Genomic DNA, 22,631 nt, shown 5'->3' with positions numbered 1-22,631 from the left:
GCTTTCAGGGATGGCTCAAGTGCCGGTTGCACGCGCGTTACGATTGCCGATCATTGCCGTTGTCACGGCGCTCGCGCTGTCGGGCTGCATGAGCACGACCGGCCCGGTCGCCGTCGCTCCGGGTGGTGTCGACGCCGTTTCCTATGGCCCGGCCTACGCACCGGCCCCGGTCGTGGATGCGGGCGGTGGCGGCGCGATCAGCGCGCTGCGCTCGGCGTTTGCCAGCGCGCCGCGTGGCTATATGGCGCCGGCTCCCGTTCCGGTTGCCGCGGGCCCGGTGGTCTACGCCGCGCCGCCGGTCGAGCCGGTCCGCTACGACGATTCCTATCATCTCGGCCCCGGCGACAAGCTGCGCGTCGTGGTCTACGGCCAGGAAGGCCTCACCAATTCCTACGCGATCGACGCCGCCGGCTCGATCACCATGCCGCTGATCGGCGGCGTGCCGGCACGCGGCCGCACGCCGGCCGGGCTCGCTGCCGAGATCACCGGACGGCTGCGCAACGGCTTCATCCGCGAGCCGTCGGTCGCGGTCGAGATCGAGTCGTATCGCCCGTTCTTCATCCTCGGCGAGGTTCAGGCTCCCGGCCAGTACCCCTACGTGCCCAACATGACCGTCGAGAGCGCGATCGCGATCGCCGGCGGCTTCGGGCCGCGCGCCCGGCGCAACAGCGTGACGCTGACGCACACCGATGCGTCCGGCGCCGGCCGCTTCGAGGTGCCGCTCGGCACGCCGATGAGCCCGGGCGACACGGTGTTCGTCAGCGAGCGGTGGTTCTGACGAGGACAACGTCCTTCGTCATTCCGGGGCGATGCGCAGCATCGACCCGGAGCGACTGTCGGAAAACTCCGCGCCCCTACTTCCTCAGATGCTTCCCGAAGAATTCCATGCTGCGCGGCCAGGCGATGTCGGCGCTGGCCTTGTCGTAGCTGGCGCGCTCGTCGCAGTGGAAGCCGTGCTGGGCGCCGGGATAGATGAAGACCTCGACCTCCGGCCGCTTCGACTTGATGGTCTCGACGTCGGTCAGCGGAATGCCGGCGTCCTTCTCGCCGAAATGCAGCTGGGTCGGCACCGCCGGCTTGTCGTCGGCGAAGCGCACGACGGCGCCGCCGTAATAGCCGATCGCGGCTGACAATCCGCTGAGCTTGGTCGCGGCGGCATAGGCGACGCTGCCGCCGAGGCAGAAGCCGATGATGCCGACGGGGCCTGTGGACTTCACCGCGTCGATCGCGGCCTGGGTGTCGCGCAGCATCGCCGCCCAGTCCGGACTGGCGACGAACTTGCGGGCCTCGGCGACTTCGTCGGCCGAATAGCCGCTCTGGAAGTTCGGCGTGATGCGGTCGAAGATCGACGGCGCAACGGCGACATAGCCCTCCTTGGCCAGCCGGTCGCACACCGAGCGGATGTGGTGGTTGACGCCGAAGATCTCCTGGATCACGACGACCGCGCCCTTCGGCGCGCCGGCCGGATCGGCGCGATAGCCGCCGAGTTCAAAGCCGTCGGAAGCCTTCAACTTGATATCCTGTCCCATGGTCCATCCTTGTCACTTTGGGGGTTGCATGAAGGGTAGTGATGCGGCGAGGGATTATCGCCACATCCAGTTCTCGCCCCAGTCTGCCTTCCAGCCGGCGAGCCGGCCCTTGCGGAATTGCAGATAGAGACGGTCGCGGTGCAGCGTCAGCCCGCTGCCGCCGATGTCGCGGAAGGTCAGGAAGATCTCGTTGCCGGGCCGGCCGCGGACGTAGGTGAAGGGCGTGCCGAGCGCGCGCTGCGCCTCGTCGACGCCCATGCCGAAAACCAGTGGCGTGTTGTTCGACAGCGTCGCGGTGAACGTGTCCGGCTTGGTGATGAACGGCTTGCGGGCATCGGCCGTGCTTGCCGTGCCGGCCGCGAGCAGCAGCACGATGGCGATCGCTCTCATCATCCGGTTTTTCCCGACGCGCCGGCCTCGAGGCCGTCCAGGAACGGCAGCACGGCGTCGATGAAGGCCTGCGGCTGGTCGATATTGACGGCGTGGCCGGCATTCGGGACCACCACCTTCTGCGCGCCCGGAATCTTCGCCGCCATGTAGTCGGAGGCCGCGAGGAACGGCGTGTCGTCGGAGCCGACCACGACCAGCGACGGCACCCTGATGCCGGGCAGTGACTCGATCACCCGCGCATCGCGTTGCGCCAGCATGCCGCGCGCGGCAAGGGCGAGACCCCTGGCATTGCGATGCGTGACCGAGGCGCGCTCCGCGCTCAGCGATTTCAGCACGTCGAGCCCTTCGCGGTCGAAGCGATCGCCGGTGTCGTAGGCGCGCTTGTTCCAGACCTCGCGGGCGTCGTCCTTCTTGAAGCCCGGGCCGGTGTCGATGATCAGCAGCGCCCGCACCCGCTCCGGATGCGCGCGATGAAAGGCGAGCGACATGTAGCCGCCGACGATCGCCGTGTCGGCGCCGACGGTGTCGAGCAGGGCGGCGATGTCGCCGACGGTCATGGCCTCGCTGTAGGCTTCGGGATCGTCGGGATAGTCCGACTGGCCGTGGCCGCGCATATCCCACAGCACCAGCTGATGACGTTTCGACAGCGCATCGATCTGGCCGTGCCACATCGCCGAGGTCGACGAATAGCCGTGGGTGAGGATCAGCGGCGGACCGCTGCCGTGGACCTCGTAATAGATCTCGACGCCGTTGCGGTTCAGCCTGGCCATTCGCGGGCTCCCTGTTTTTTCTTCTCGATGTCCTTGTTCGACGGGTCGGCTTGCCCATCGATAAGGCATCGACACCGGCGTTTCAAAGCTGCTGCGTTTGCCGCAACGCACAACCGGCATCTTCGGAAATTTATTGGCTTCGAGCAATTCCAAATTGGATTGCCTCCAGGCGGTAACCGGATCATTGTCATGGCAACTGTCGCTTACCCGGTGGGCGCCGGCCATGACCCAAAAGTGAGTTGCCGCCGTAAGCGGCTTCCGACACCGGAAGGGGAGAGAGATGCCTAATCTCAATATCAACGGGCGGAATATGTCCGTCGAGGCGGCGGGCGACACACCGCTGCTCTGGGTCATCCGCGAGCAATTGCAGATGACCGGCACCAAGTTCGGCTGCGGTGCGGGTCTGTGCGGCGCCTGCACGGTCCATCTCAACGGCGAGGCGGTGCGCTCCTGCCAGACCTCGGTCTCCGACGCCGCCGGCAAGAAGATCACCACCATCGAAGGTCTCTCCGCCAAGGGCGAGCATCCCTTGCAGAAGGCCTGGGTCGCCGAGCAAGTGCCGCAATGCGGCTACTGCCAGTCTGGCCAGATCATGCAGGCAGCGGCGCTGCTGTCGAAGAATTCCAATCCGACGAAGGAAGAAGTGGTCGCGCATATGGACGGCAATCTCTGCCGTTGCATGACCTATTCGCGGATCCAGAAGGCGATCATGCGCGCGGCGTCCGAAATGCGCACCGCGTCGGCCACCAGCACCGAGCGGAGGCCCACATGAACGAGCACGTCAAGAACCTCACCCCCGAGACGACCGATCTCAGCCGCCGCTCCTTCCTGGTCGGCACCGCCGCAACCGGCCTCGTGCTCGGCTACGCCGCCGTTCCCGGCATCGACAAGGCGCTCGCAGCGCCGTCGAATTTCGAGCCGAGTGTCTGGTACTCGATCGCGCCCGACGGCCTCGTCACCGTGACCTGCGGCAAGGCCGATATGGGCCAGCACGTCGCCTCGACCATGGCGCAGATCGTGGCCGAAGAGCTCGGCGCGAACTGGAAGGACATGCGGGTCCAGCTCGCCTCCAACGATCCGAAGTTCAACGACCCCGTGCTGGGGGCTCAGATCACCGGCGGCAGCTGGTCGACGATGATGAACTTCGATGCGATGAGCCGCGCCGGCGCCGCCGGCCGCATGGCCTTGACCGAGGCGGCGGCCGCCGCGATGGGCGTGCCGGCCGGCGAGCTCGTGGTCCGCAGCTCCACGATCAGCCATCCGAAGTCGAAGAAGTCGATGTCGTTCGCCGACGTGGTCAAGAGCGGCAAGGCGACCAAGACCTTCACGGCCGACGAGCTGAAGGCGATCAAGCTGAAGTCGCCCGACCAGTACACCATGATCGGCGTGTCGGTGCCGCAACTCGACATCCCGTCGAAGACCAACGGCACGGCGAAGTACGGCATCGACGTGATGCTGCCGGGCATGGTCCACGGCGCCATCGTGACTCCGCCGGTGCGCTACGGCGCGACCGTGAAGTCGGTCGACGATTCCGCGGCCAAGAAGGTGCCGGGCTTCATCAAGGCGGTGACCCTCGACGACAAGACCGGCACCACGACCGGTTGGGTGGTCGCGGTCGCCAACACCTATGCCAACGCCAAGAAGGCGGCGGCGGCGCTCAAGATCGCCTATGACGGCGGTCCGAACGCGAAGCTGTCGAGCGAATCGCTGTTCACCGAGGCGAAGCGGCTGCAGGGACTTTCCGATTCCGGCGAGTTCTTCGTCAAGGACGGCGATCCGAGCGCGGCGTTCGGCACGGCGGCGAAGGTGATGGAGGCGGAGTACACCACCAACATCAACATCCACGCGCCGATGGAGCCGATGAACGCCACCGCGGAATTCAAGGGCGACATCCTGCACATCCATTCCGGCAACCAGTTCGCGACGCGCTCCGGCGCGATTGCGGCCGGCGCCGCCGGGATCGATCCGAAGTATGTCGTGATGCACCAGATGTGGCTGGGCGGCGGCTTCGGCCGGCGTCTCGACGCCGACATGATGGTGCCCGCGGTGCAGGCGGCCAAGGCCGTCGGCAAGCCGGTCAAGGTGATCTATACGCGCGAGAACGACATGACGATGGATTTCTCGCGTCCGCTCACCTACCAAAAAGTAAAGGCCGGCATGGACGCCGACGGCAAGGTCGTCGCGCTCAGCCACGACGTGGTGTCGGCCTGGCCGACCGCCCGTTGGGGAATCCCCGATTTCCTGACGCCGTCGGTCGACAAGAAGGGCCCGCTCGACTCCTTCACGGTGAACGGCTCGGACTTTTTCTACACCGTGCCCAACCACTATGTGCGGGCGATCAAGAACGAGATGGCGCACAACGCCACCCCGTCGGGTCAGCTGCGCTCGGTGGCCCCGGGTTGGACCTTCTGGGCGGTGGAGAGCATGATCGACGAGATCGCGCACGCCACCGGCAAGGATCCGGCGCAACTGCGCATCTCGCTGCTCGACGGCAAGGGCAAGAATGACGGCGGCGCGCAGCGTCTCCGCAACACCTTGCTGGCTGCGATGGGGCTCGCCGGCTACGGCACCAAGCAGCTGCCCAAGGGCGAAGGCATGGGGGTCGCCTGCGTGTCGTCGCAGGAGCGCGCCACGGCGAGCTGGACCGCCTGCGTCGCTCATGTCGCGGTCGCGCCATCGGGCGAGGTGACGGTGAAGAAGCTGACGGTTGCGACCGATGTCGGCACCCAGGTCAATCCCGACGGCATCCGGGCCCAGGTCGAGGGCGCGGCGCTGTGGGGCATGTCGCTGGCGATGTTCGAGAAGGCGACGTTGAAGGACGGCGGCATCGAGCAGACCAACTTCGACAGCTACACGCCGCTTCGGATGAGCCAGATGCCGGAGGTGGCGGTCAACGTCATCGCCAATGGCGAGAAGGCGACCGGCGTCGGCGAACCGGCGGTGACGGTGGTGGCGCCGGCGATCGGCAACGCCATCTTCAACGCGGTCGGAGCGCGCGTCCGTGCGCTGCCGATCACGGCCGAAGCGGTGAAGGCGGCGATGAAGGCATAACGGCCTTCAACCTCCTGAAAAAGATCGATCCGCCGGGGGCCTTCCCCGGCGGATTTGTTTCGAGCCGGATTGATTTTACTGCCGGATTTGACGTTCGATCAAATTGTATCCATTGCGCTCAACCGCCGTTCAGCATCCCCATTAAGCCGGAGGGAACGCATCGTCAGGTAGCGTCCCGCTGTCGGTCGTTACCGCGACGGGGATTTCATGACTGCCTTAGCCAACAACACTTCGAAGCGCCGCCTGCTGCTGGCGTCGGACCGCAACGATCAGAGCAACGAACTCGCGAGCATTCTGCGGTCCGTTGGTGAGGTCGATACCGTCCCGACCTCGGAAATTCCCGCAGAGCCGGCCCGCGACCTCTCCGGCATCGTGGTCGACATCAACCTGCGCTCGCCCGAGAGCGTGCAGCTCGTCCGCTCCAAGCTGCAGGCCGACGCCTATCGCGAGATGCCGCGGCTGTTCGTGCTCGCCGACGCGCTGCATCACGCCTCGATGCAGGCCTGGGCACTCGGCGCCACCGATACCATCTCGCGGCCGTTCGATGCGCGCGGCATCCTGCAGCGCATCCGCGCCGCGTTCCCCGACGACAGCGGCTATGACGAGACCGATCGCGGCAAGGCGCTGAACCGCGGCGTCGAGGCGGCGCACGGCGTGATGGTCAAGATCTTCGAGCGGATGCGCGCCGGCGAGCCGCTGAAATACGACGACATCGTCGCCGCCGAGAACAAGATCCTGAAGGCGATCAAGCACAATTCGCTGCGCGAGTGGCTGACCACGGTCGGCTGCCATCACCAGGAAACTTATCGGCATTGCCTGTTCGTGACCGGCTTCGCGGTGGCGTTCTCCCAGCATCTCGGCATGCGCGAGGACGACCAGCGTCGGCTCGCGCGCGCCGCGCTGCTGCACGACGTCGGCAAGGCGTTCGTTCCGGTGGCGCTGCTCGACAAGCCCGGCGCGTTCACGGTCGAGGAGATGGCCGAGATGCGCGAGCATCCGCGGCGCGGTTACGAGGCGCTGTCGGCGCAGGGCGGCTTCCCGCCGGAAATGCTCGACGTGATCCTGCATCACCATGAATTCCTCGACGGCACCGGTTATCCCGACGGTCTCAGCGGCAGCCAGATCAGCGACATCGTCCGCATCACCACCATCGTCGACGTCTACGCCGCGCTGGTCGAGAAGCGCGCCTACCGGCTGCAATTCACCCACGCCAAGGCGTTCTCCATGATGGAGGAGATGAGCGGCAAGCTCGACCAGCAATTGCTGCAGGCGTTCCGCCCGGTGGCGTTCGGGCATTATTGAGCGCTCTCCACCGTCATCGCTTCGTCGCTTCAACGCAAATTGCTTTGCAATTGATCGCGGCCTCCTCGCAATGAGGCGTGGGGCGGCGGTCCTAGCCATTCAACGCAAGTTCCTGTCCTTACCTCCGCCTAGATTTCAGCGGACATCGGCGCGACCGATCATCAACCGGCGGCGAGGACGACCATGGACGCGACAGCAACCGAAAATCTCGACATTCCCGCCGACATCGCGGAAACCCTGGTCGATCCCGTTGCCTATGCCGACCACCGCATTCACGACGCCTATCGCTGGCTGCGCGGCAACAATCCGCTCGGCATCGCGCGGCCGGAGCGGTTCGATCCGTTCTGGGTGGTGACCAAGCACGCCCACATCCAGGCCATCAGCCGGCAGAACGAGCTGTTCCACAATGCCGATCGCCCGACCACGCTGACGACGAAGGCGCTCGAGGAGCGCGTTCGCAAGATCACCGGCGGGCCCAATCTGGTGCGCTCGCTGGTGCAGATGGATGCGCCCGACCATCCGAAATACCGCGCGCTGACCCAGGGCTGGTTCATGCCGGCCAATCTCGGCAAGTTCGAAGCCCGCGTCCGCGAGATCGCGCGCGCCACCGTCGAGCGCATGCTCGATCGCGGCGGCGCCTGCGATTTCGTCGAGGACGTCGCGCTCGGCTATCCCCTGCACGTCATCATGGAGATCCTCGGCGTGCCCGAGGTGGACGAGCCGCGCATGCTCAAGCTGACGCAGGAATTGTTCGGACCGCAGGATCCCGACACCGCGCGCGTCCGCGAGGCGCTGAGCGCCGAGCAGGTCTCCGCGATGTTGCAGGCGATCATCGCCGACTTCACCGCCTATTTCCGCAAGATCACCGAGGACCGCCGGCAGAACCCGCGCGACGATCTCGCGACCGTCATCGCCAATGCGAAGATAGGCGGCGACTACATGCCGGAGCACGACCAGACAAGCTATTACATGATCGTCGCGACCGCGGGCCACGACACCACCTCGTCCTCGACCGCCGGCGCGGTCTGGGCGCTGGCCGAAGATCCCGCGGAATTCGCCAGGGTGAAGGCCAATCCGGAACTGATCCCGGGCCTGGTCGACGAGGCGATCCGCTGGATGACGCCGGTCAAGCATTTCATGCGCTCGGCCACCGCCGACACCGAGCTCGGCGGCCGCAAGATCGCCAAGGGCGACTGGCTGATGCTGTGCTACGCCTCGGGCAACCGCGACGAGGAAGTGTTCGAGGACCCCTACCGCTTCCGCAGCGACCGCAAGCCGAACCGCCACGTCGCGTTCGGCTACGGCGCGCATCTCTGCCTCGGCCAGTACCTGGCCAAGCTCGAGATGCGGATTTTGTTCGAGGAGCTGCTGCCGCGGCTGAAATCGCTCTCGCTCGACGGCGAGGTGAAGATGACGCAGGCGTATTTCGTCAACGGCCCGAAGAAACTGCCGATCCGGTTCGAGGTGAATTGAGGGGCATTGCCGTCATTCCGGGATGGTCCGAAGGACCAGACCCGGAATCTCGAGATTCCGGGTTCGATGCTGACGCATCATCGCCCCGGAATGACGCGGCATAAGCCGCGTCACTCCAGCATCTTCCGCAACTCCGCCTTCGCGACCTTCTCCAGCGTCGAGCGCGGCATCTCGTCGACGAAGCGGATTTCCCTCGGCAGCTTGAAGTCGGCGAGGCCCGCGCGGCAGGCGGCCATCACCTTGTCGTGCAGATCGGCGGGCAGCGCCGCGACGCCAGCCTGCGGAATGATGAAGACCACCGGCACCTCGTCCAGCATCGGATGCTTCTTCGCCACCACGGCAGCCTCGCGCACGCCCGGCACCACGGCGATCACCTGCTCGATCTCGGACGCCGCGACATTCTCGCCGCCGACCTTCAGCATGTCCTTGGAGCGGTCGCCGAACTTGATGTAGCCGCGCTCGAGCAACGTGACGCGGTCGCCGGTAATGAAATAGCCGTGCTCGTCGAAGCTCTCGCGCGTCGCCCTCTCGTTGTGCAGGTACTCGGCGAACAGCGACAGGCCCGGAATGCCCTTGATCAGGAGGTTGCCGGTTTCGCCGGTGACGGTCGGCGAGCCGTCGTCATTGGTGATGCGGATCTCGTATTCCGGCGCGGCGCGGCCGATCGACATCGGCGTGTTGGGCTGATCGACCTCGCCGATGATGCCGTGGGTGATGGTCTCGGTCATGCCCCACCAGCCGATGATCTTGACGCCGAAGGCCGCGAACGGCGGCGGTTCGTTGACTGCGGTGCCCCAGAGCCGGAACTTGTGCTGCTTCGGGATCTCGTGCTCCAGCAGCGCCTTCATGCAGAACGGGATCGTCGAGGTCCAGGTGCAGCCATGCTCCAGCGCGACCGGCCAGAACCGGCTCGCCGAGAAGCGCGGCTGGATCACGCAGGTCGCGCCGACCCACAGCGAGGCCAGCATCGAATAGGCCAGCGCATTGGTGTGGAACAGCGGCAGATAGGTCTGGTGCACGTCGAAGCCGTGCAGGTCCTGATGCGCGGCGTTGATCTTGGCGCCCCACAGCGCATTGGCATGTGTCCACAACACCGCCTTCGGCCGCGACGTCGTGCCGGAGGTGTATTGCACGCTGCAGGCTGCGAGCGGATCGGTAGCGCGGCGCGGCCGGTCGGCGCTATCGGCGAACAGCGCTTCAAAACTGTCGCCGCGCGATGGCGCCTGTGCCGGCGCCTGTCCCGCATCGTGCGAGGTGACGGCGATCCAGCGCAGGCCCTTGCAATTGGCGGCGAGCAGTTCGGCATAGGCCGGCTGCGTGATGGCGGCGACGGCGCCGCAATGGTCCGCAAAATATTCCATCTCGGCGGCGGCCGAGCGGGTGTTGGTGGTGACGGCGATGGCGCCGAGCTCGACGCAGGCGAACCACGCCATGATCGCCTCGATGCAATTGTCGAGATGGATCAGGACGTAGTCGCCCTGACGGATGCCGCGCTTGGCGAGCCCCGCGGCCAGCGCGCCGACCCGCTCGTGGAATTCGCCGTAAGTCCAGCGCCGCGCCGGGGTGTCGAACGGGGCCCAGATCAGGAATGGATGGTCGCGGCGCACCTCGGCGCGCATCCGCAACAGCCACGGCACGTCGAGCCCCGCGAACGGTCCCACGACGCCAGACGCCGGTTTTGCAATCGCTTTTGCAATGGTCATGTGTCCTCCCGCGCAGCTTCAGCGGCTGCTTGCTTTGATGTTCTTGGAGGATCGTTTTGCCACCGGTTGGGGCGAGGGGCAAATTGTGCATGCGTCATTCCGGGATGGTCCGTAGGACCAGACCCGGAATCTCGAGATTCCGGGTTCTCGCTAACGCGAGCCTCGGAATGACGGGTTAGCTCTCATACGACGAAATCTCGATCAGGCTGCCGTCGGGGTCGCGGCAGTAGACCGAGCGCAACGTGCCGCGCGCGCCCTGCTTGGCGACCGGGCCTTCCTCGATCTTGACACCATTGGCTTTCAGATGCGCGACCACTTCCGCCGGCGTGCTCGCGGTGAGGAAGCAGAGGTCGTCGCTGCCGGCCGCCTCGTGATCGGCGGTGAACCACTCGACCTTGTCGGCGTCGCGCGGGCGCACATTGATCTTCTGATTGCCGAACACCAGCGAGGTGCGCGGCGTCTTGCCGTTGCCGGGATCGAACACCTTCACTTCCATGCCGAGGATCCGGCTGTACCAGGCGACCGAGCGCACGACGTCGGTGACGTTGATGACGAGATGGTCGAGCGCGTTCACCTTGACGCCCATGGTCGATCCTTATCCTTTCGTCGCGGTCACCGGCGTTCGTGTCGCACTGGCCGCCCCAGGCATTGTTTGTTAAAACCCCGCCGCACGCAACCGAACAGAAACGGCAGGGCGCCAAACCCTGCGACATGGGAGAAAACTTCAATGATTTCACGCCGCACCGCGCTGGGCCTGATCGGGTCGGGAATTTCGACATTCGCGATCGGCCGTGCCTCCGCTGCCGATTATCCGGCGCGGCCGGTGCGCTGGATCGTCGGCTATCCGCCGGGCGGCGCCACCGACATCATCGCGCGCCTGATCGGCCAGCGGCTGTCGGAAAGGCTCGGCCAGCAATTCGTGATCGAGAACAAGCCGGGCGCCGGCAACAACATCGGTACCGAAGCGGCGATCAACGCCGAGCCGGACGGCTACACCGTGCTGCTGGTCAATCCGGCCAACTACATCAACGCCTCGCTCTACGCCAATCTGAAGTTCAACTTCGTGCGCGACGTCGCGCCGATCGCCTCGTTCAACCGCGTCCCCAACGTGATGACGGTCAACAAGGACGTGCCGGCCAAGAACGTCGCCGAGTTCATCGAATACGTGAAGGCCAATCCCGGCAAGGTGAACATGGCGTCGTCCGGCAACGGCACGTCGGTGCATCTGTCCGGCGAGATGTTCATGGCGATGACCGGCTGCAAGATGCAGCACGTGCCGTACCGCGGCGCCGCGCCCGCGATCACCGATATGCTCGGCGGCCAGGTGCAGGTGATCTTCGACAACATGCCCTCGATCATCCAGCACATCCGTTCCGGCGCGCTGCGCGCGCTCGGCGTGACGACTACCGAGCGCTCCGCGCAACTGCCGGACGTGCAGGCGGTCGCCGAGACCGTGAAGGGCTATGAGGCGAGCGCGCTGTTCGGCATGGGCGGCCCGAAGAACATGCCGAAGGAATACATCGCCAAGCTCAACACCGAGATCAACGCGGTTCTCGCCGAGCCGGACATGAAGAAGCGCCTGGTCGAGCTCGGCGGCGATCCGCTGATCCAGACGCCGGAAGCATTCGGCAACGACATCAAGGCCGAGACCGACAAGTGGAAGAAGGTCGTCGAATTCGCCGGCCTCAAGGTCGAGTGATCCGCGAGCCACACATTGCATGACGCCTGAGCAAGCCCCGCCGCAAGGCGGGGCTTTGCGTTTGAGGGACTGACGCGATCGTGAGCGCAGGCGCTTGACGCCGCGCAGATCGCGCCTATACTAAACCACATGGTTAAGTATCAGGACGAGACGCTGGACCGCACCTTCGCGGCGCTTTCCGATCCCACCCGCCGGGCCTTGCTGGCGCGGCTCGGTGAGCAGGATGGCCTGTCGATCAGCGAGCTGGCGCAGCCGTTTGCGATGTCGCTGCCGGCGATCATGAAGCACCTCGACGTGCTCACCGATGCCGGCCTGATTGCCCGCGAGAAGACCGGCCGCACCGTGGCGTGCCGGCTCACCGCGAGACCGATGGAGCAGGCGATGAACTGGCTCAATCGCTATGCGCAATTCTGGTCCGAGAATCTCGACCGCCTTGCAGCCTTTGTGGAGGAAGACCCATGGCCAACAGCACCGCAGCCGACGCCGGCCTCGCCGCGCGTCCAGACTCACGTCCAAGCCTCACCCTCACGCGGCGCCTCCGCGCGCGGCCGGAAAAAGTCTACGCCGCGTGGACCGAGCCGGAAAGCCTAGCGCAGTGGTTCGGGCCCGGGCAGGTCAAGCCCGGCTCGACCCGCGCCGAGCTCGATGTCCGCGTCGGCGGACGCTACCGCATCAGCTTCACGGGTTCGAACGGCGAGTATCACGAGGTCGGCGGCGTCTATCGCGAGGTGGTGCCGAACGAGCGGCTGGTGTTCAGCTGGGCCTGGCATTCGACGCCGGAGCGTGAATCCGAGGTGACGATCTCGATCAAGCCCGAAGCCGGCGGCACGCTGCTCACCTTCCACCATGCGCAATTCGCCGATGAGAACGCCCGTGACAATCACCAGCGTGGCTGGACCGAGTTCCTCGGTAATCTCGAAACCTTCGTCAACGCCTGACGGCCGTCGAAAGGAGCATCCGATGCAACAGCACAAGATCGTCTCGCGCGAGGAGTGGATCGCGGCCCGCAAGGCACTGATGGCGGGTGAGAAGGAACTGACGCAGGCGCGCGAGGCGCTGAGCCGCCGGCGCCGCGAAATGCCCTGGGTCAAGGTCGACAAGGACTATGTGTTCGATGGGCCAAGCGGCAAGGTCACGCTCGGCGATCTCTTCAAGGGCAGACCGCAGCTCGTGGTGCAGCACATCATGTTCGCGCCGGAATGGGACGCGGCCTGCAAGAGCTGCTCGTTCTGGGCCGACGGTCTTGACCGCATGGCACCGCATCTCGCCGCCCGCGACACCACGATGGCCGCCGTCTCGCGCGCGCCAGTGACAAAACTCGACGCGTTCAAGCAGCGGATGGGCTGGACCTTCGACTGGGTGTCGTCGGGCGCCAACGACTTCAACTACGACTACGGCGTCACCTTCACCCGCGAGCAGATCGACAACGGCGAGGCGCAGTACAATTTCGGCACCACGCCACCCTACGGCGACGAGCTGCCCGGCATCAGCGTGTTCTACCGCGACGAGGCAGGCAGCGTGTTCCACACCTACTCCACCTTCGCCCGCGGCCTCGACATGATGAACGCTGCCTATCACTATCTCGACCTCACGCCGCTCGGCCGTCACGAGGAAGGGCTGCCCTATCCGATGGATTGGGTGCGGCTACGTGACCAGTACCAACCGGCTCCGGTTCAGGCATCCTGCTGTCATAGCTGATGAGCGCCGACGCATCGCGTTGGCGATCGTCATTCGCGGCGCTGCGGAGCATCGAACCCTCAGGTGCGCAATTGCGCACCGAGAATCTCGAGGTTCCGGGTCTGGTCCTTCGGACCATCCCGGAACGACGACGCAAGTCGTCGTCACGAGGCGCAACCACAACAGCAGGAAATCCCTCATGCCCTACGTCGATGGCTTCATCGTCGCCGTGCCGAAGAAAAATCTCAAAGCCTACGCCAAGCTCTCGAAGAAGGCCGGCAAGATCTGGCGCGAATACGGCGCGCTGGATTATCGCGAATGGGTCGCCGATGACGTCAAGCCGGGCAAGCTGACGTCCTTTCCGCAGAGCGTGAAACTGAAAACCGGCGAAACCGTCGTGTTCGCCTGGATCACCTACAAGTCGCGCGCCCAGCGCGACAGGATCAACGCCAAGGTGATGGCCGATCCCCGCCTTTCGATGGCTTCGACGACGATGCCGTTCGACGCCAAGCGGATGATCTATGGCGGCTTCGCGAGCCTCGTGAAGGTGTAAGGCCCGCTCGCGTTTCGCCACATCTGTGCAGGAATCGTGCAGTAACCGGCCGTTAAACATCTTGATCAGCGCGCTGCGCGGTGCCGCTTGCCTTTGCTTGGCGCGCCCGTATACTTTGCAGTACAAAGTTCGGGCGAATCATGCGCGACCTCGACAAGGCCCTGGCCGACATTCTTGCGATCCGCAGCCAGATTGCGGCGGGTACCGCGTTCCGCGGCTACGGTCCGGCCACCGTCGCCGCCACCAGCGGCATCGCCCTCGTCACCGCGCTCGCGCAATATCTCTGGCTCGATGATCCCACGGGTCATCCGATCGCGTTCCTCGCCGGCTGGGCGGCCGCGGCGCTGCTGTCGGCCCTGTTGATCTGGGTCGAGATGCTGGCGCGCTCGCGGCGGCATCACTCGGGCCTCGCCGACGCGATGGTCCAGCAGGCGATCGAGCAGTTCCTTCCAGCGGCGATCGCCGGCGTGCTGCTCGCGATCCTGCAATGGAAATTCGCGCCCGAGACGCTGTGGATGCTGCCGGGCCTGTGGCAGGTGCTGGTCAGCCTCGGCGTGTTCGCCTCGGTACGGCTGTTGCCGCGCACGATTGCGCTCGGCGGCGCCTGGTATTTCCTGTCGGGCTTCACGGTGCTGCTGATCGCAAGTCACAGCCACGCGCTGTCGCCCTGGACCATGGGGCTGCCATTCGCGATCGGTCAGCTGCTGCTCGCGGCACTGCTCTATTTTGCCTCCGGAGACGATGATGCCGAAGATTGACATCACCAGCGCGCCGTTCGCCTATGAGGGCCTCGACCGCGTCATCCATGAGAAGGCGCGGCTTGGCCTTCTGACCTCGCTGATGGCGCATCCGAAGGGTCTCGCCTTCGCCGATCTCAAGCAGCTGTGCGGCCTCACCGACGGCAATCTCTCCAGGCATCTGCAGGTGCTGCAGGAGGCGGGCCTCGTCGACGTCATCAAGGGCTATGAGGGCAATCGCCCGCACACCACCTGTCGCCTCACCAAGACCGGCCGCCGCCGCTTCCTCGACTATCTCGCCGTGCTCGAGCAGCTGGTGCGCGACGCCGCGAAGGCCGCCGGCAAGGACGCGGGCGCCCCTGGGCGCCTCGGCGTCCAGACCGCCTGATCATCATCGATTTTTTTGCCCGGAGACTTTGTGATGCAAAGTAACGTCGCGCTGAAGCTGGAACCCGCCGCAAAGCTGCATGTCGGCATCATCATGGACGGCAACGGCCGCTGGGCGACACGGCGCGGGCTGTCGCGGCTGCGCGGCCACGAAGCCGGCGTCGAGGCGATCCGCCGCATCGTCGAGGCGGCGCCGGACCAGGGCGTCGGCACGCTGACGCTCTACGCGTTCTCCAGCGACAATTGGCGCCGGCCGAAAGCCGAGGTCACGGCGCTGATGGGCCTGCTGCGCTTCTATCTCGCCAACGAGGTTGCCGCCCTCGTGCGCAACGGCGTCCGTCTCACCGTGATCGGCCGCCGCGACCGCCTGCCCGACGGCATCGCCAATGCCATCGCGCGCGCGGAGGCCGCGACCTCAGGCGGCACGACCCTGCATCTGCGCATCGCGATCGACTATTCGGCGCGCGATGCGATCCTGAATGCGGCGGCGCGCGCCGCAGCTGGCGGCCAACTCAGCCGCGAGGCGTTCGCCGATCTCATCACCGGCGAGGCCGGCCTGCGCGACGTCGATCTCATCATCCGCACCTCCGGCGAGAAGCGGCTGTCGGACTTCCTGCTCTGGGAAGGCGCCTATGCCGAACTGCACTTCACCGAGCGGATGTGGCCCGAATTCGATGCCGACGATCTCGCCGAAGCGCTCGGTTCCTTCCATCGCCGCGAGCGCCGCTTCGGCGGCCTGACCGCCGTCGCGCCCGAGGAGGTGCCGAACCTCTAGCGCGTCGAACTTCCTTCGACTTCTCCAAAAGCCTGGCCGGGGGGTTGGGCTTCTCTCTCACAAAATGCGGGGACGACCGATCACGCCAACCAAAGCGGGAGCGATCATCCATGCGCATTCTTCTCATCAACGTGCCGCATCCTTCGATCGGTAGCCGGATTCCCGACGACCATCTGCCGCCGCTCGGCCTGTTGTCGATCGGCGGTCCGCTGCTCGACGACGGGCACGACGTCCGTCTGCTCGACGCCGAGTTCGGCCCGATGCCGGTTGCGGCCATCGTGGCCGAGGCATCGCGCTTCGCGCCGGATGCGGTCCTTTTCGGTCATTCCGGCTCGACCTCGGGCCATCCGGTGATCGCCGAAGTCGCGCAGGCGATCGTCAGGGCCTTGCCGGGAACCTTGATCGTTTATGGCGGCGTGTTCCCGACCTATCACTGGCACGAGATCCTGCGCGAGGAGCGCTATGTCACCGCGATCGTGCGCGGCGAGGGCGAGGAGACCGCGCGTCGCCTGATGCGGGCGCTGGAATTCGGCGGCGATCTGCGCACCATCAACGGCATCGCATTCCGCGACGATTACGGTCCGCGCGCGATGCCGCCCGCACCCGTGATCCAGGATCTCGACGCCTATCGGATCGGCTGGGAACTGATCGATCACGCGCGTTACAGCTACTGGGGCGGGCTTCGCGCGGTCGTCGTGCAGTTCTCGCGCGGCTGCCCGCATCTCTGCAATTATTGCGGCCAGCGTGGCTTCTGGACGCGATGGCGGCACCGCGATCCCGTGCGCTTCGCCCGGGAACTGGCGCGGCTGCACCGCGAGCACGGCGTCAAGGTGATCAATTTCGCCGACGAGAATCCGAGCGTCTCGAAGAAGGTCTGGCGGATTTTCCTCGAGGCCCTGATCGCCGAGAATGTCGACCTGATCCTGGTCGGCTCGACCCGCGCCGACGACATCGTCCGCGATGCCGATATCCTGCATCTCTACAAGAAGGCGGGCTGGCAGCGCTTCCTGCTCGGCATGGAGAACACCGACGAGAAGACGCTGGAGCTGATCCGCAAGGGCGCGACCACCACGACCGACCGCGAGGCGATCCGCCTGATGCGCCGGCACGGCATCCTCTCGATGGCGACCTGGGTGGTCGGCTTCGAGGAGGAGACCGACCGCGATCACTGGCGCGGTCTGCGGCAGCTTCTGTCCTACGATCCCGACCAGATCCAGATGCTTTACGTGACGCCGCACCGCTGGACGCCGTATTTCCGTCTCGCCGCCGGACGCCGCGTGATCCAGACCGATCGCCGCCGCTGGGACTACAAGCATCAGGTGCTGGCGACGCGGCACATGCCACCGTGGCGCGTGCTGCTCTGGTTCAAGTTCACCGAGATGGTGCTGCAATGCCGGCCGAAGGCGTTGCTGCGCGTGCTGTTCCATCGCGATGTCGGACTGCGCCATGCTATGCGCTGGTACACGCAGATGGGCCGCCGGGTCTGGCCGCACGAGATCCTCGGCTTCCTGCGCGACAAGCGGTTGACACACGGGCCGACGGTGCAGGAGTTCTGGGGTCCGCCGCAGGACGCGGAAGAGCAATCGATGTCAGCAACGCGACCGGAGCGCCGCGTCGGTGTGTCGCAAGCAGCTTAGCACGCGCTGAGTGGTGCGCAGCGGGCGTCCCGCTGCGCAGTAGCCTCTAGGGGTGTTGAACCTCGCCGCACCGCGCGCGACCTACCTTCAGGGCAGGCCGATGGAGGTCGCAAATGACTACTCTCGCTCAATCGATTGCGCGCGCATTTCCCGCCAATTCGCTTCGCAGCACCATCGCCCGCCATTTGTTGCTGTTGATTTCCGCGGCTCTGTTCGTCGCGGTGCTCAGGGCATCCTACGGCCTCGATCTCAGCCCGGGCTTCTTCTAGGGCTTGATCGCATCGCGCCCGCCCGCTGCGACAATCTTTCCGCCACAAGTCACATTAGGTTAACCGGACCGGGCTAGCTAAGCGCACGCTTCCTTGGCATCCCGAACCCGGACCCACCTCATGGACAAGCCGATGCGCTGCCGGTGCGGCAGCACGCGAACCATTGCGCTCGACAAGCATTTCCGCACCGCGCTGCTGTGTCCCAAATGCGACGAGGTCGAGTTGGCCAAGCCGGTGAAGCCGGAGCAAGCGGCGTTGACCGCGCGGTAACACGGTCGTTTTCGGTGTGAAAACCCGCTAGGCTTCCGGGTTCCGAAACGGTTTAAAGCGAAGCCCGATGCCGCAACATTCCGATACTCCCGCCGTGACGCGTGCCGACGTGACGCTTGCCGACGTGACCCTTGCCGACGTGCGCCGCGCCGCGGCCGTGATCCGCGACCAGGTCATGGTGACGGCGTGCAATGAGAGCCGCACGCTCGGCGAGATCTGCGGCTGCCGCCTGTTCCTCAAATTCGAGAACCTGCAGTTCACCGCCACCTTCAAGGAGCGCGGCGCGCTGAACCGCCTGCAGGCGCTGTCACCAGACGAGCGCAAGCGCGGCGTGATCGCGATGTCGGCCGGCAACCACGCCCAGGGCGTGGCGTACCACGCCAAACGGCTCGGCATTCCCGCCACCATCGTGATGCCGATCGGCACGCCGATGGTGAAGATCGAGAACACGCGGCGGCACGGCGCCGAGGTGATCATCATCGGGCAGACGCTGGAGGAATGCGCCGCCTTCGTGACGTCGCACGCCGCCTCCGAGGGCCTGATCCAGATCCATCCCTATGACGATCCGCTGATCATTGCCGGCCAGGGCACGATCGGGCTCGAAATGCTCGAGGCGGTGCCGGAGCTCGATATCCTGGTGGTGCCGATCGGCGGCGGCGGGCTGATCTCCGGCATCGCGACCGCGGCGAAGGCCTTGAAACCATCGGTGCAGGTTATCGGCGTGCAGGCGCAGCTCTATCCGTCGATGTACAATGCCGTCAAAGGCGAGCAGCTGCCGATGCGCGGCGATACGCTTGCCGAAGGCATCGCGGTCAAGGCGCCCGGGCAGATCACCAGCAGGATCGTCCGCGACCTGGTCGACGATATCTTGCTTGTGAGCGAGGACCAGATCGAGCGCGCGGTGTCCACCCTGATCTCGATCGAGAAGACGGTGGTCGAGGGCGCCGGCGCCGCCGGCCTTGCCGCGGTGCTTTCGGCGCCCGAACGCTTCGCCGGCCGCAACGTCGGTCTGGTACTGACCGGCGGCAACATCGACACCCGGCTGATCGCTTCGGTCCTGACCCGCGAGCTGGCGCGCGAGGGCCGGCTGACTCAGCTCGCGCTCGACATCGTCGACCGTCCCGGTCAGCTCGCCGCAGTCTGCAACCTGCTGGCCGCCGCCGGCGCCAACATCATCGAGGTCTCGCACCAGCGCACCTTCTCCGACCTGCCGGCCAAGGCGACGCTGCTCGAGCTCGTGATCGAGACTCGTGATCGGGAGCATCTGGAGGACGTGATGGCCAGGCTGGGTGCGGAGGGGTTTGCCGTGCGAGAGAGCTGAGCGGGCGAGGGCCACGTCAATCCGACGGTGCAAAGCAGCAGTCCCGTCACCCTGAGGAGCGCACAGCGCGTCTCGAAGGGTCGACGGCCAACAGCCGGGCCGTGCATCCTTCGAGACGCGCTGCGCGCTCCTCAGGATGACGGGACTAGCAGGAGCGCTAGTCCTCCGCCGCCATCTCCGCGAGCTTGGCAATCGTGTTGATGTTACGCGCGGTGCCTTTGGCGGCGGCGGGGATCTTCAGCTTGGAGCGGCCCATGCCGCTGCCATAGGCGACATAGATTTCGCGCTTGCCGAGCCGGATTTGCTCGTCCTGCTGGCCCTTGATCTCCTTCAACGCATCCTTCGGCGGCGGCTCGTCCAGGAAGATCGCGACCGTGTAATTCCGCGGCTCGTTCGGAAATGGGTTGGCCTTCAGCACCGTGGCGATCTCGTCCGCGCTACGGACCAGAACGCCGACCGGCTTGCCGGCATAGGCCTGCAGCCGCTTCTCCAGCGCCGCCTTGACCTTCGCCGCGCCGAGCTTCGAGGAGAACACGACATTGCCACTGGCGATGTAGGTCTGCACGTCGCCAAACCCTTCGTCGACGCACATCGCCTTCAGCTCGGTCATCGGCAGCTTGCCGGTGCCGCCGACATTGACCGCGCGCAGCAGGGCGACATAGCGCGGCATCAGCGCCTCACGTCAACAGCAGCGCCATGCCGGGGTCGCCCTTCTCCATGGCGCGACGGTAAGCCGGGCGCGCGGCAATGCGGCCGAGATAATCCCTGATGTTGGGACAGCGGTCGAGATCGTAGGGCATGAAGTAGCGCATCGTCGTCAGCGAGAAGCCGGTCATGATATCGGCCGCGGTGAATTCGTCGCCCGCCAGATATCTGCTCGCGCGCACCCTCGCGTCGATGAGGTCGAACGAACGGTCCACCCGCGCCTTTGTCGCCAGCAGCATCGGATTGTCGGCGGGAAGGTTGAGCCGGTTCAGGATCATGTTGCGGCCCAGCTGGGCCTGCAGCGTGCCGTTGGCGAAGTGAAACCAGTACAGATAATGCGCGAAGTCGGGATGACCTGACGTCAGCGCCAGCCGTCCGTCGCCGTATCGGGCGATGATGTAGTCGACGACGGCGCCGGACTCCGCCAGCGTCAGCTCGCCGTCCGTGATGACGGGCGCGGCCCCGATCTCGTGCAGCGCCTTGTAATCGGCCGGCGCGAGCACCGTCACGGCATCGCGCGTGTAGCACTTCAGCTCGTAGGGAATCCCGAGTTCCTCGCAGAGCCAGACGATCCGTTCCGATTGCGACTTGCCGAGATGGTGGACGGTGAGCATGCAAGGCTCCCTTGCTAGCCGTCGGCTTTCTTCTTCGCGGCCTTCGCCGGCGGCGGCTCTTCCATCGCCTTCTTCATCGCACGGGCATAGGCATCGGCGGCGTTCTCGGCCGAGTTCTGCAACCGCTTGGCGGTCGCGCCGGCGTTTTCCATGGTGCACTTGGCGAGGAAGCGGAAGCGCGCCTTGGCTTCCTTGTCCTTGGCCTTGGCGGCGCGCGCCGCCCAGACGGCCTGGCGCTTCTTCGCCGCTGCCATCACGGCCTTGGTCTGGGCTTTTGCGGTTTGCCGGATGACGGCGTCGAGATCGGCTTCGGCCATTATTAGGTGCACTCGTTGACGGGGTTGTGCGCCGCGCGGGCGCACGGAACCGGGAAAAGGGGGTTATCACTAGCGCAACCGGCGCGGTTTGAACATGCGGATCGTCTGCCGATCCGCGATTGTGCCGGGCAGCGGGCTCCGGCATAACCGTCGAGCCAGAGGGAGCGGCCTTGCGGAATGGTGAGGTTCAGTCGGCGCGATGTGGTGCTGGGCACGGCGGCGATGGCCGCGGTGGGCACGATGTCCGATCCGTTGCCGGGAGCCGCAACACCGCTCCCTGCCGCGCGGCCGGGCCCGGACATCGATGCGGCCCTGCGCGCCGTGGTCGACAGCGGAAGGGTACCCGGCATCGTCGCCATGGCGGCGAACGCCAGGGCCACGATCTATCAGGGTGCGTTCGGCGTCCGCGACCATGGCGGGCCTGCGAAGATGACCACAGACACCGTGTTTCGCATCGCCTCCATGGCCAAGCTCGTGACCTCGGTCGCGGCGCTGCAGTTGGTCGAGCAGGGCAGGCTGAAGCTGGACGAACCGGCGGCCAATGTCGATCCGACGCTGGCGGCACTCCCTGTGCTCACCGGATTCGACGCCAAGGGCATCCCGCAGCTGCGGCCCCCGCGGCGACCGATCACGCTGCGCCATCTGCTCTCGCATACGTCGGGCCTCAGCTATCCGCTGTGGGATGCCGACGCCGTCCGCTATGCGCGAGCGGCGCGATCCGATCCGGCGCTGCCGCGCGGCGCGCTGATGTTCGATCCCGACCGCCGCTGGTCCTATGGCGGCAGCCTCGACCGCGTCGGCCGGCTGATCGCGATCGCAAGCGGGCTGCCGCTCGACCGCTATTTCCGCGATCACATCCTGCGCCCGCTCGGCATGAACGACACCGGCTTTGCGATCGACGCGCTGCAGCGTGCCCGCGAGGCGCATCTGCATGTCCGCCGCTCCGACGGCACGCTCGAGCCGCAGCCGCTGGAGAAGCCGAGGGAACCACCGACGGTCTCCGGCGGAGGTGGCCTGTATTCGACCGCTCCGGACTATCTCGTCCTGCTGCAAGCGCTGCTCAACGGCGGCAGCCTTGGCGGCGCGGCGATCCTGCGGCCGCACACGGTCGCGCTGATGGCGAACAACCAGATCGGCGACCTCGCGGCGGGCGTGATGAAGACGACCAACCCGGCGCTCTCGAACGACGTCGATTTCTTCCCCGGCAACCGGTTGCGCTGGAGTCTTGGCCACATGATCAACCTCGATCCGGTCGAAGGCGGACGCAAGGCCGGCAGCCTGACCTGGGCGGGGCTCTTCAACACCTATTACTGGATCGATCCGGCTTCAGGCATCGCCGGCGTGATCATGATGCAGATCCTGCCGTTTGCCGATGGCCATGCGCTGGCGGCCTATCGGGCGTTCGAGCGCGCGCTCTACCGGGCGCATAACGCGGCGTGACCGCTTGCGGCA

Annotated in this window: 25 protein-coding genes and 1 pseudogene; 18 read left to right on the top strand and 8 right to left on the bottom strand. The window is 65.9% G+C overall.

From position 1 onward, the window contains the following. Window positions 1–19 precede the first annotated feature (19 nt). The gene (locus JQ633_RS14110) at window positions 20–778 is read left to right on the top strand and encodes a polysaccharide biosynthesis/export family protein (RefSeq protein ID WP_433995652.1); all 759 of its coding nucleotides are present in this window, start codon (window positions 20–22) and stop codon (window positions 776–778) included. A gap of 76 nt (window positions 779–854) precedes the next feature. Here JQ633_RS14110 and JQ633_RS14105 read toward each other — a convergent pair whose 3' ends face one another. The 3 genes from JQ633_RS14105 to JQ633_RS14095 are packed head-to-tail and all read right to left on the bottom strand — an operon-like array spanning window position 855 to window position 2,689. Next, window positions 855–1,529, bottom strand: coding sequence for a dienelactone hydrolase family protein (locus JQ633_RS14105; RefSeq protein WP_211985646.1), 675 nt, complete (start codon window positions 1,527–1,529; stop codon window positions 855–857). A 54-nt stretch (window positions 1,530–1,583) separates the two neighbouring features. Beyond that, window positions 1,584–1,919 (bottom strand): hypothetical protein, encoded by a 336-nt coding sequence (locus tag JQ633_RS14100; protein WP_211986058.1) that lies wholly within the window; start codon window positions 1,917–1,919, stop codon window positions 1,584–1,586. Then, window positions 1,919–2,689 (bottom strand): alpha/beta fold hydrolase, encoded by a 771-nt coding sequence (locus JQ633_RS14095; RefSeq protein WP_211985645.1) that lies wholly within the window; start codon window positions 2,687–2,689, stop codon window positions 1,919–1,921. The genes JQ633_RS14100 and JQ633_RS14095 overlap by 1 nt, the downstream gene beginning before the upstream one ends. Before the next feature lie 280 nt (window positions 2,690–2,969). Between JQ633_RS14095 and JQ633_RS14090 the strand changes: the two genes are divergently transcribed. The 4 genes from JQ633_RS14090 (at window position 2,970) to JQ633_RS14075 (ending at window position 8,515) form a co-directional block, all read left to right on the top strand. Beyond that, window positions 2,970–3,461 (top strand): (2Fe-2S)-binding protein, encoded by a 492-nt coding sequence (locus JQ633_RS14090; RefSeq protein ID WP_211985644.1) that lies wholly within the window; start codon window positions 2,970–2,972, stop codon window positions 3,459–3,461. Then, window positions 3,458–5,740 (top strand): xanthine dehydrogenase family protein molybdopterin-binding subunit, encoded by a 2,283-nt coding sequence (locus JQ633_RS14085; RefSeq protein ID WP_211985643.1) that lies wholly within the window; start codon window positions 3,458–3,460, stop codon window positions 5,738–5,740. Before JQ633_RS14090 ends, JQ633_RS14085 begins: the two co-directional genes overlap by 4 nt. Window positions 5,741–5,947: 207 nt before the next feature. After that, window positions 5,948–7,042, top strand: a complete 1,095-nt coding sequence (locus tag JQ633_RS14080) for an HD-GYP domain-containing protein (RefSeq protein ID WP_211985642.1) — start codon at window positions 5,948–5,950, stop codon at window positions 7,040–7,042. A gap of 183 nt (window positions 7,043–7,225) precedes the next feature. Next, window positions 7,226–8,515, top strand: a complete 1,290-nt coding sequence (locus JQ633_RS14075; RefSeq protein WP_211985641.1) for a cytochrome P450 — start codon at window positions 7,226–7,228, stop codon at window positions 8,513–8,515. Window positions 8,516–8,625: 110 nt separating this feature from the next. Here JQ633_RS14075 and JQ633_RS14070 read toward each other — a convergent pair whose 3' ends face one another. Together JQ633_RS14070 and JQ633_RS14065 are read right to left on the bottom strand one after the other, a co-directional pair. Beyond that, window positions 8,626–10,218 (bottom strand): AMP-binding protein, encoded by a 1,593-nt coding sequence (locus JQ633_RS14070; protein ID WP_211985640.1) that lies wholly within the window; start codon window positions 10,216–10,218, stop codon window positions 8,626–8,628. Between the two features lie 175 nt (window positions 10,219–10,393). Beyond that, entirely contained in the window at window positions 10,394–10,804 is a 411-nt protein-coding gene (locus JQ633_RS14065) for a VOC family protein (protein WP_211985639.1), read from the bottom strand. A gap of 141 nt (window positions 10,805–10,945) precedes the next feature. Between JQ633_RS14065 and JQ633_RS14060 the strand changes: the two genes are divergently transcribed. From JQ633_RS14060 to JQ633_RS14005, 12 genes and pseudogenes are all read left to right on the top strand, one after another. Then, window positions 10,946–11,917 (top strand): Bug family tripartite tricarboxylate transporter substrate binding protein, encoded by a 972-nt coding sequence (locus JQ633_RS14060; protein WP_211985638.1) that lies wholly within the window; start codon window positions 10,946–10,948, stop codon window positions 11,915–11,917. Window positions 11,918–12,046: 129 nt separating this feature from the next. Beyond that, window positions 12,047–12,508, top strand: coding sequence for an ArsR/SmtB family transcription factor (locus tag JQ633_RS14055; protein ID WP_211985637.1), 462 nt, complete (start codon window positions 12,047–12,049; stop codon window positions 12,506–12,508). Beyond that, window positions 12,493–12,855: pseudogene (locus JQ633_RS14050) on the top strand (SRPBCC family protein); the annotation flags it as partial. The gene JQ633_RS14055 and the pseudogene JQ633_RS14050, both read left to right, overlap by 16 nt. Window positions 12,856–12,877: 22 nt before the next feature. Further along, window positions 12,878–13,615: a DUF899 domain-containing protein gene (locus JQ633_RS14045; protein ID WP_211985636.1), complete on the top strand. Its 738-nt coding sequence runs from the start codon at window positions 12,878–12,880 to the stop codon at window positions 13,613–13,615. A 178-nt stretch (window positions 13,616–13,793) separates the two neighbouring features. Next, window positions 13,794–14,147, top strand: coding sequence for a DUF1428 domain-containing protein (locus JQ633_RS14040; RefSeq protein ID WP_211985635.1), 354 nt, complete (start codon window positions 13,794–13,796; stop codon window positions 14,145–14,147). 140 nt (window positions 14,148–14,287) lie between these two features. Next, window positions 14,288–14,905 (top strand): hypothetical protein, encoded by a 618-nt coding sequence (locus tag JQ633_RS14035; RefSeq protein WP_211985634.1) that lies wholly within the window; start codon window positions 14,288–14,290, stop codon window positions 14,903–14,905. Further along, window positions 14,889–15,272 carry a transcriptional regulator gene (locus JQ633_RS14030; RefSeq protein ID WP_211985633.1) on the top strand — a complete coding sequence of 128 codons (384 nt, stop codon included), beginning with the start codon at window positions 14,889–14,891 and terminating at the stop codon, window positions 15,270–15,272. Before JQ633_RS14035 ends, JQ633_RS14030 begins: the two co-directional genes overlap by 17 nt. Window positions 15,273–15,305: 33 nt before the next feature. Beyond that, a complete protein-coding gene (locus tag JQ633_RS14025) occupies window positions 15,306–16,046 on the top strand; it encodes a di-trans,poly-cis-decaprenylcistransferase (protein WP_211985632.1) in 741 nt (246 codons plus the stop codon). Between the two features lie 110 nt (window positions 16,047–16,156). Continuing rightward, the gene (gene bchE / locus JQ633_RS14020) at window positions 16,157–17,683 is read left to right on the top strand and encodes a magnesium-protoporphyrin IX monomethyl ester anaerobic oxidative cyclase (RefSeq protein ID WP_211985631.1); all 1,527 of its coding nucleotides are present in this window, start codon (window positions 16,157–16,159) and stop codon (window positions 17,681–17,683) included. Window positions 17,684–17,796: 113 nt separating this feature from the next. Beyond that, the gene (locus JQ633_RS14015) at window positions 17,797–17,952 is read left to right on the top strand and encodes a response regulator (protein WP_211985630.1); all 156 of its coding nucleotides are present in this window, start codon (window positions 17,797–17,799) and stop codon (window positions 17,950–17,952) included. 120 nt (window positions 17,953–18,072) lie between these two features. Then, complete coding sequence (locus JQ633_RS14010) at window positions 18,073–18,222, top strand: hypothetical protein (protein WP_211985629.1); 150 nt, start codon at window positions 18,073–18,075, stop codon at window positions 18,220–18,222. 67 nt (window positions 18,223–18,289) lie between these two features. Beyond that, window positions 18,290–19,543, top strand: a complete 1,254-nt coding sequence (locus JQ633_RS14005; RefSeq protein ID WP_211985628.1) for a threonine ammonia-lyase — start codon at window positions 18,290–18,292, stop codon at window positions 19,541–19,543. A 157-nt stretch (window positions 19,544–19,700) separates the two neighbouring features. On the opposite strand, the gene JQ633_RS14000 is transcribed toward JQ633_RS14005, so the two are convergent. Genes JQ633_RS14000 through JQ633_RS13990 form a run of 3 tightly spaced genes read right to left on the bottom strand, consistent with a single transcriptional unit; the run spans window position 19,701 to window position 21,179 of the window. Further along, window positions 19,701–20,213, bottom strand: a complete 513-nt coding sequence (locus JQ633_RS14000; RefSeq protein WP_211985627.1) for a DUF1697 domain-containing protein — start codon at window positions 20,211–20,213, stop codon at window positions 19,701–19,703. 7 nt (window positions 20,214–20,220) lie between these two features. Continuing rightward, entirely contained in the window at window positions 20,221–20,862 is a 642-nt protein-coding gene (locus tag JQ633_RS13995) for a glutathione S-transferase family protein (protein WP_211985626.1), read from the bottom strand. Window positions 20,863–20,876: 14 nt separating this feature from the next. Beyond that, window positions 20,877–21,179 (bottom strand): hypothetical protein, encoded by a 303-nt coding sequence (locus JQ633_RS13990; RefSeq protein WP_211985625.1) that lies wholly within the window; start codon window positions 21,177–21,179, stop codon window positions 20,877–20,879. A gap of 177 nt (window positions 21,180–21,356) precedes the next feature. Here JQ633_RS13990 and JQ633_RS13985 point away from each other — a divergent pair, with 177 nt between their 5' ends. Continuing rightward, the gene (locus tag JQ633_RS13985; RefSeq protein WP_249159316.1) at window positions 21,357–22,619 is read left to right on the top strand and encodes a serine hydrolase domain-containing protein; all 1,263 of its coding nucleotides are present in this window, start codon (window positions 21,357–21,359) and stop codon (window positions 22,617–22,619) included. Window positions 22,620–22,631 lie beyond the last annotated feature (12 nt).

This window comes from Bradyrhizobium tropiciagri, assembly GCF_018130505.1.
Lineage (GTDB): Bacteria > Pseudomonadota > Alphaproteobacteria > Rhizobiales > Xanthobacteraceae > Bradyrhizobium > Bradyrhizobium tropiciagri_B.
This window is presented reverse-complemented; position numbering and strand designations above follow the sequence as displayed.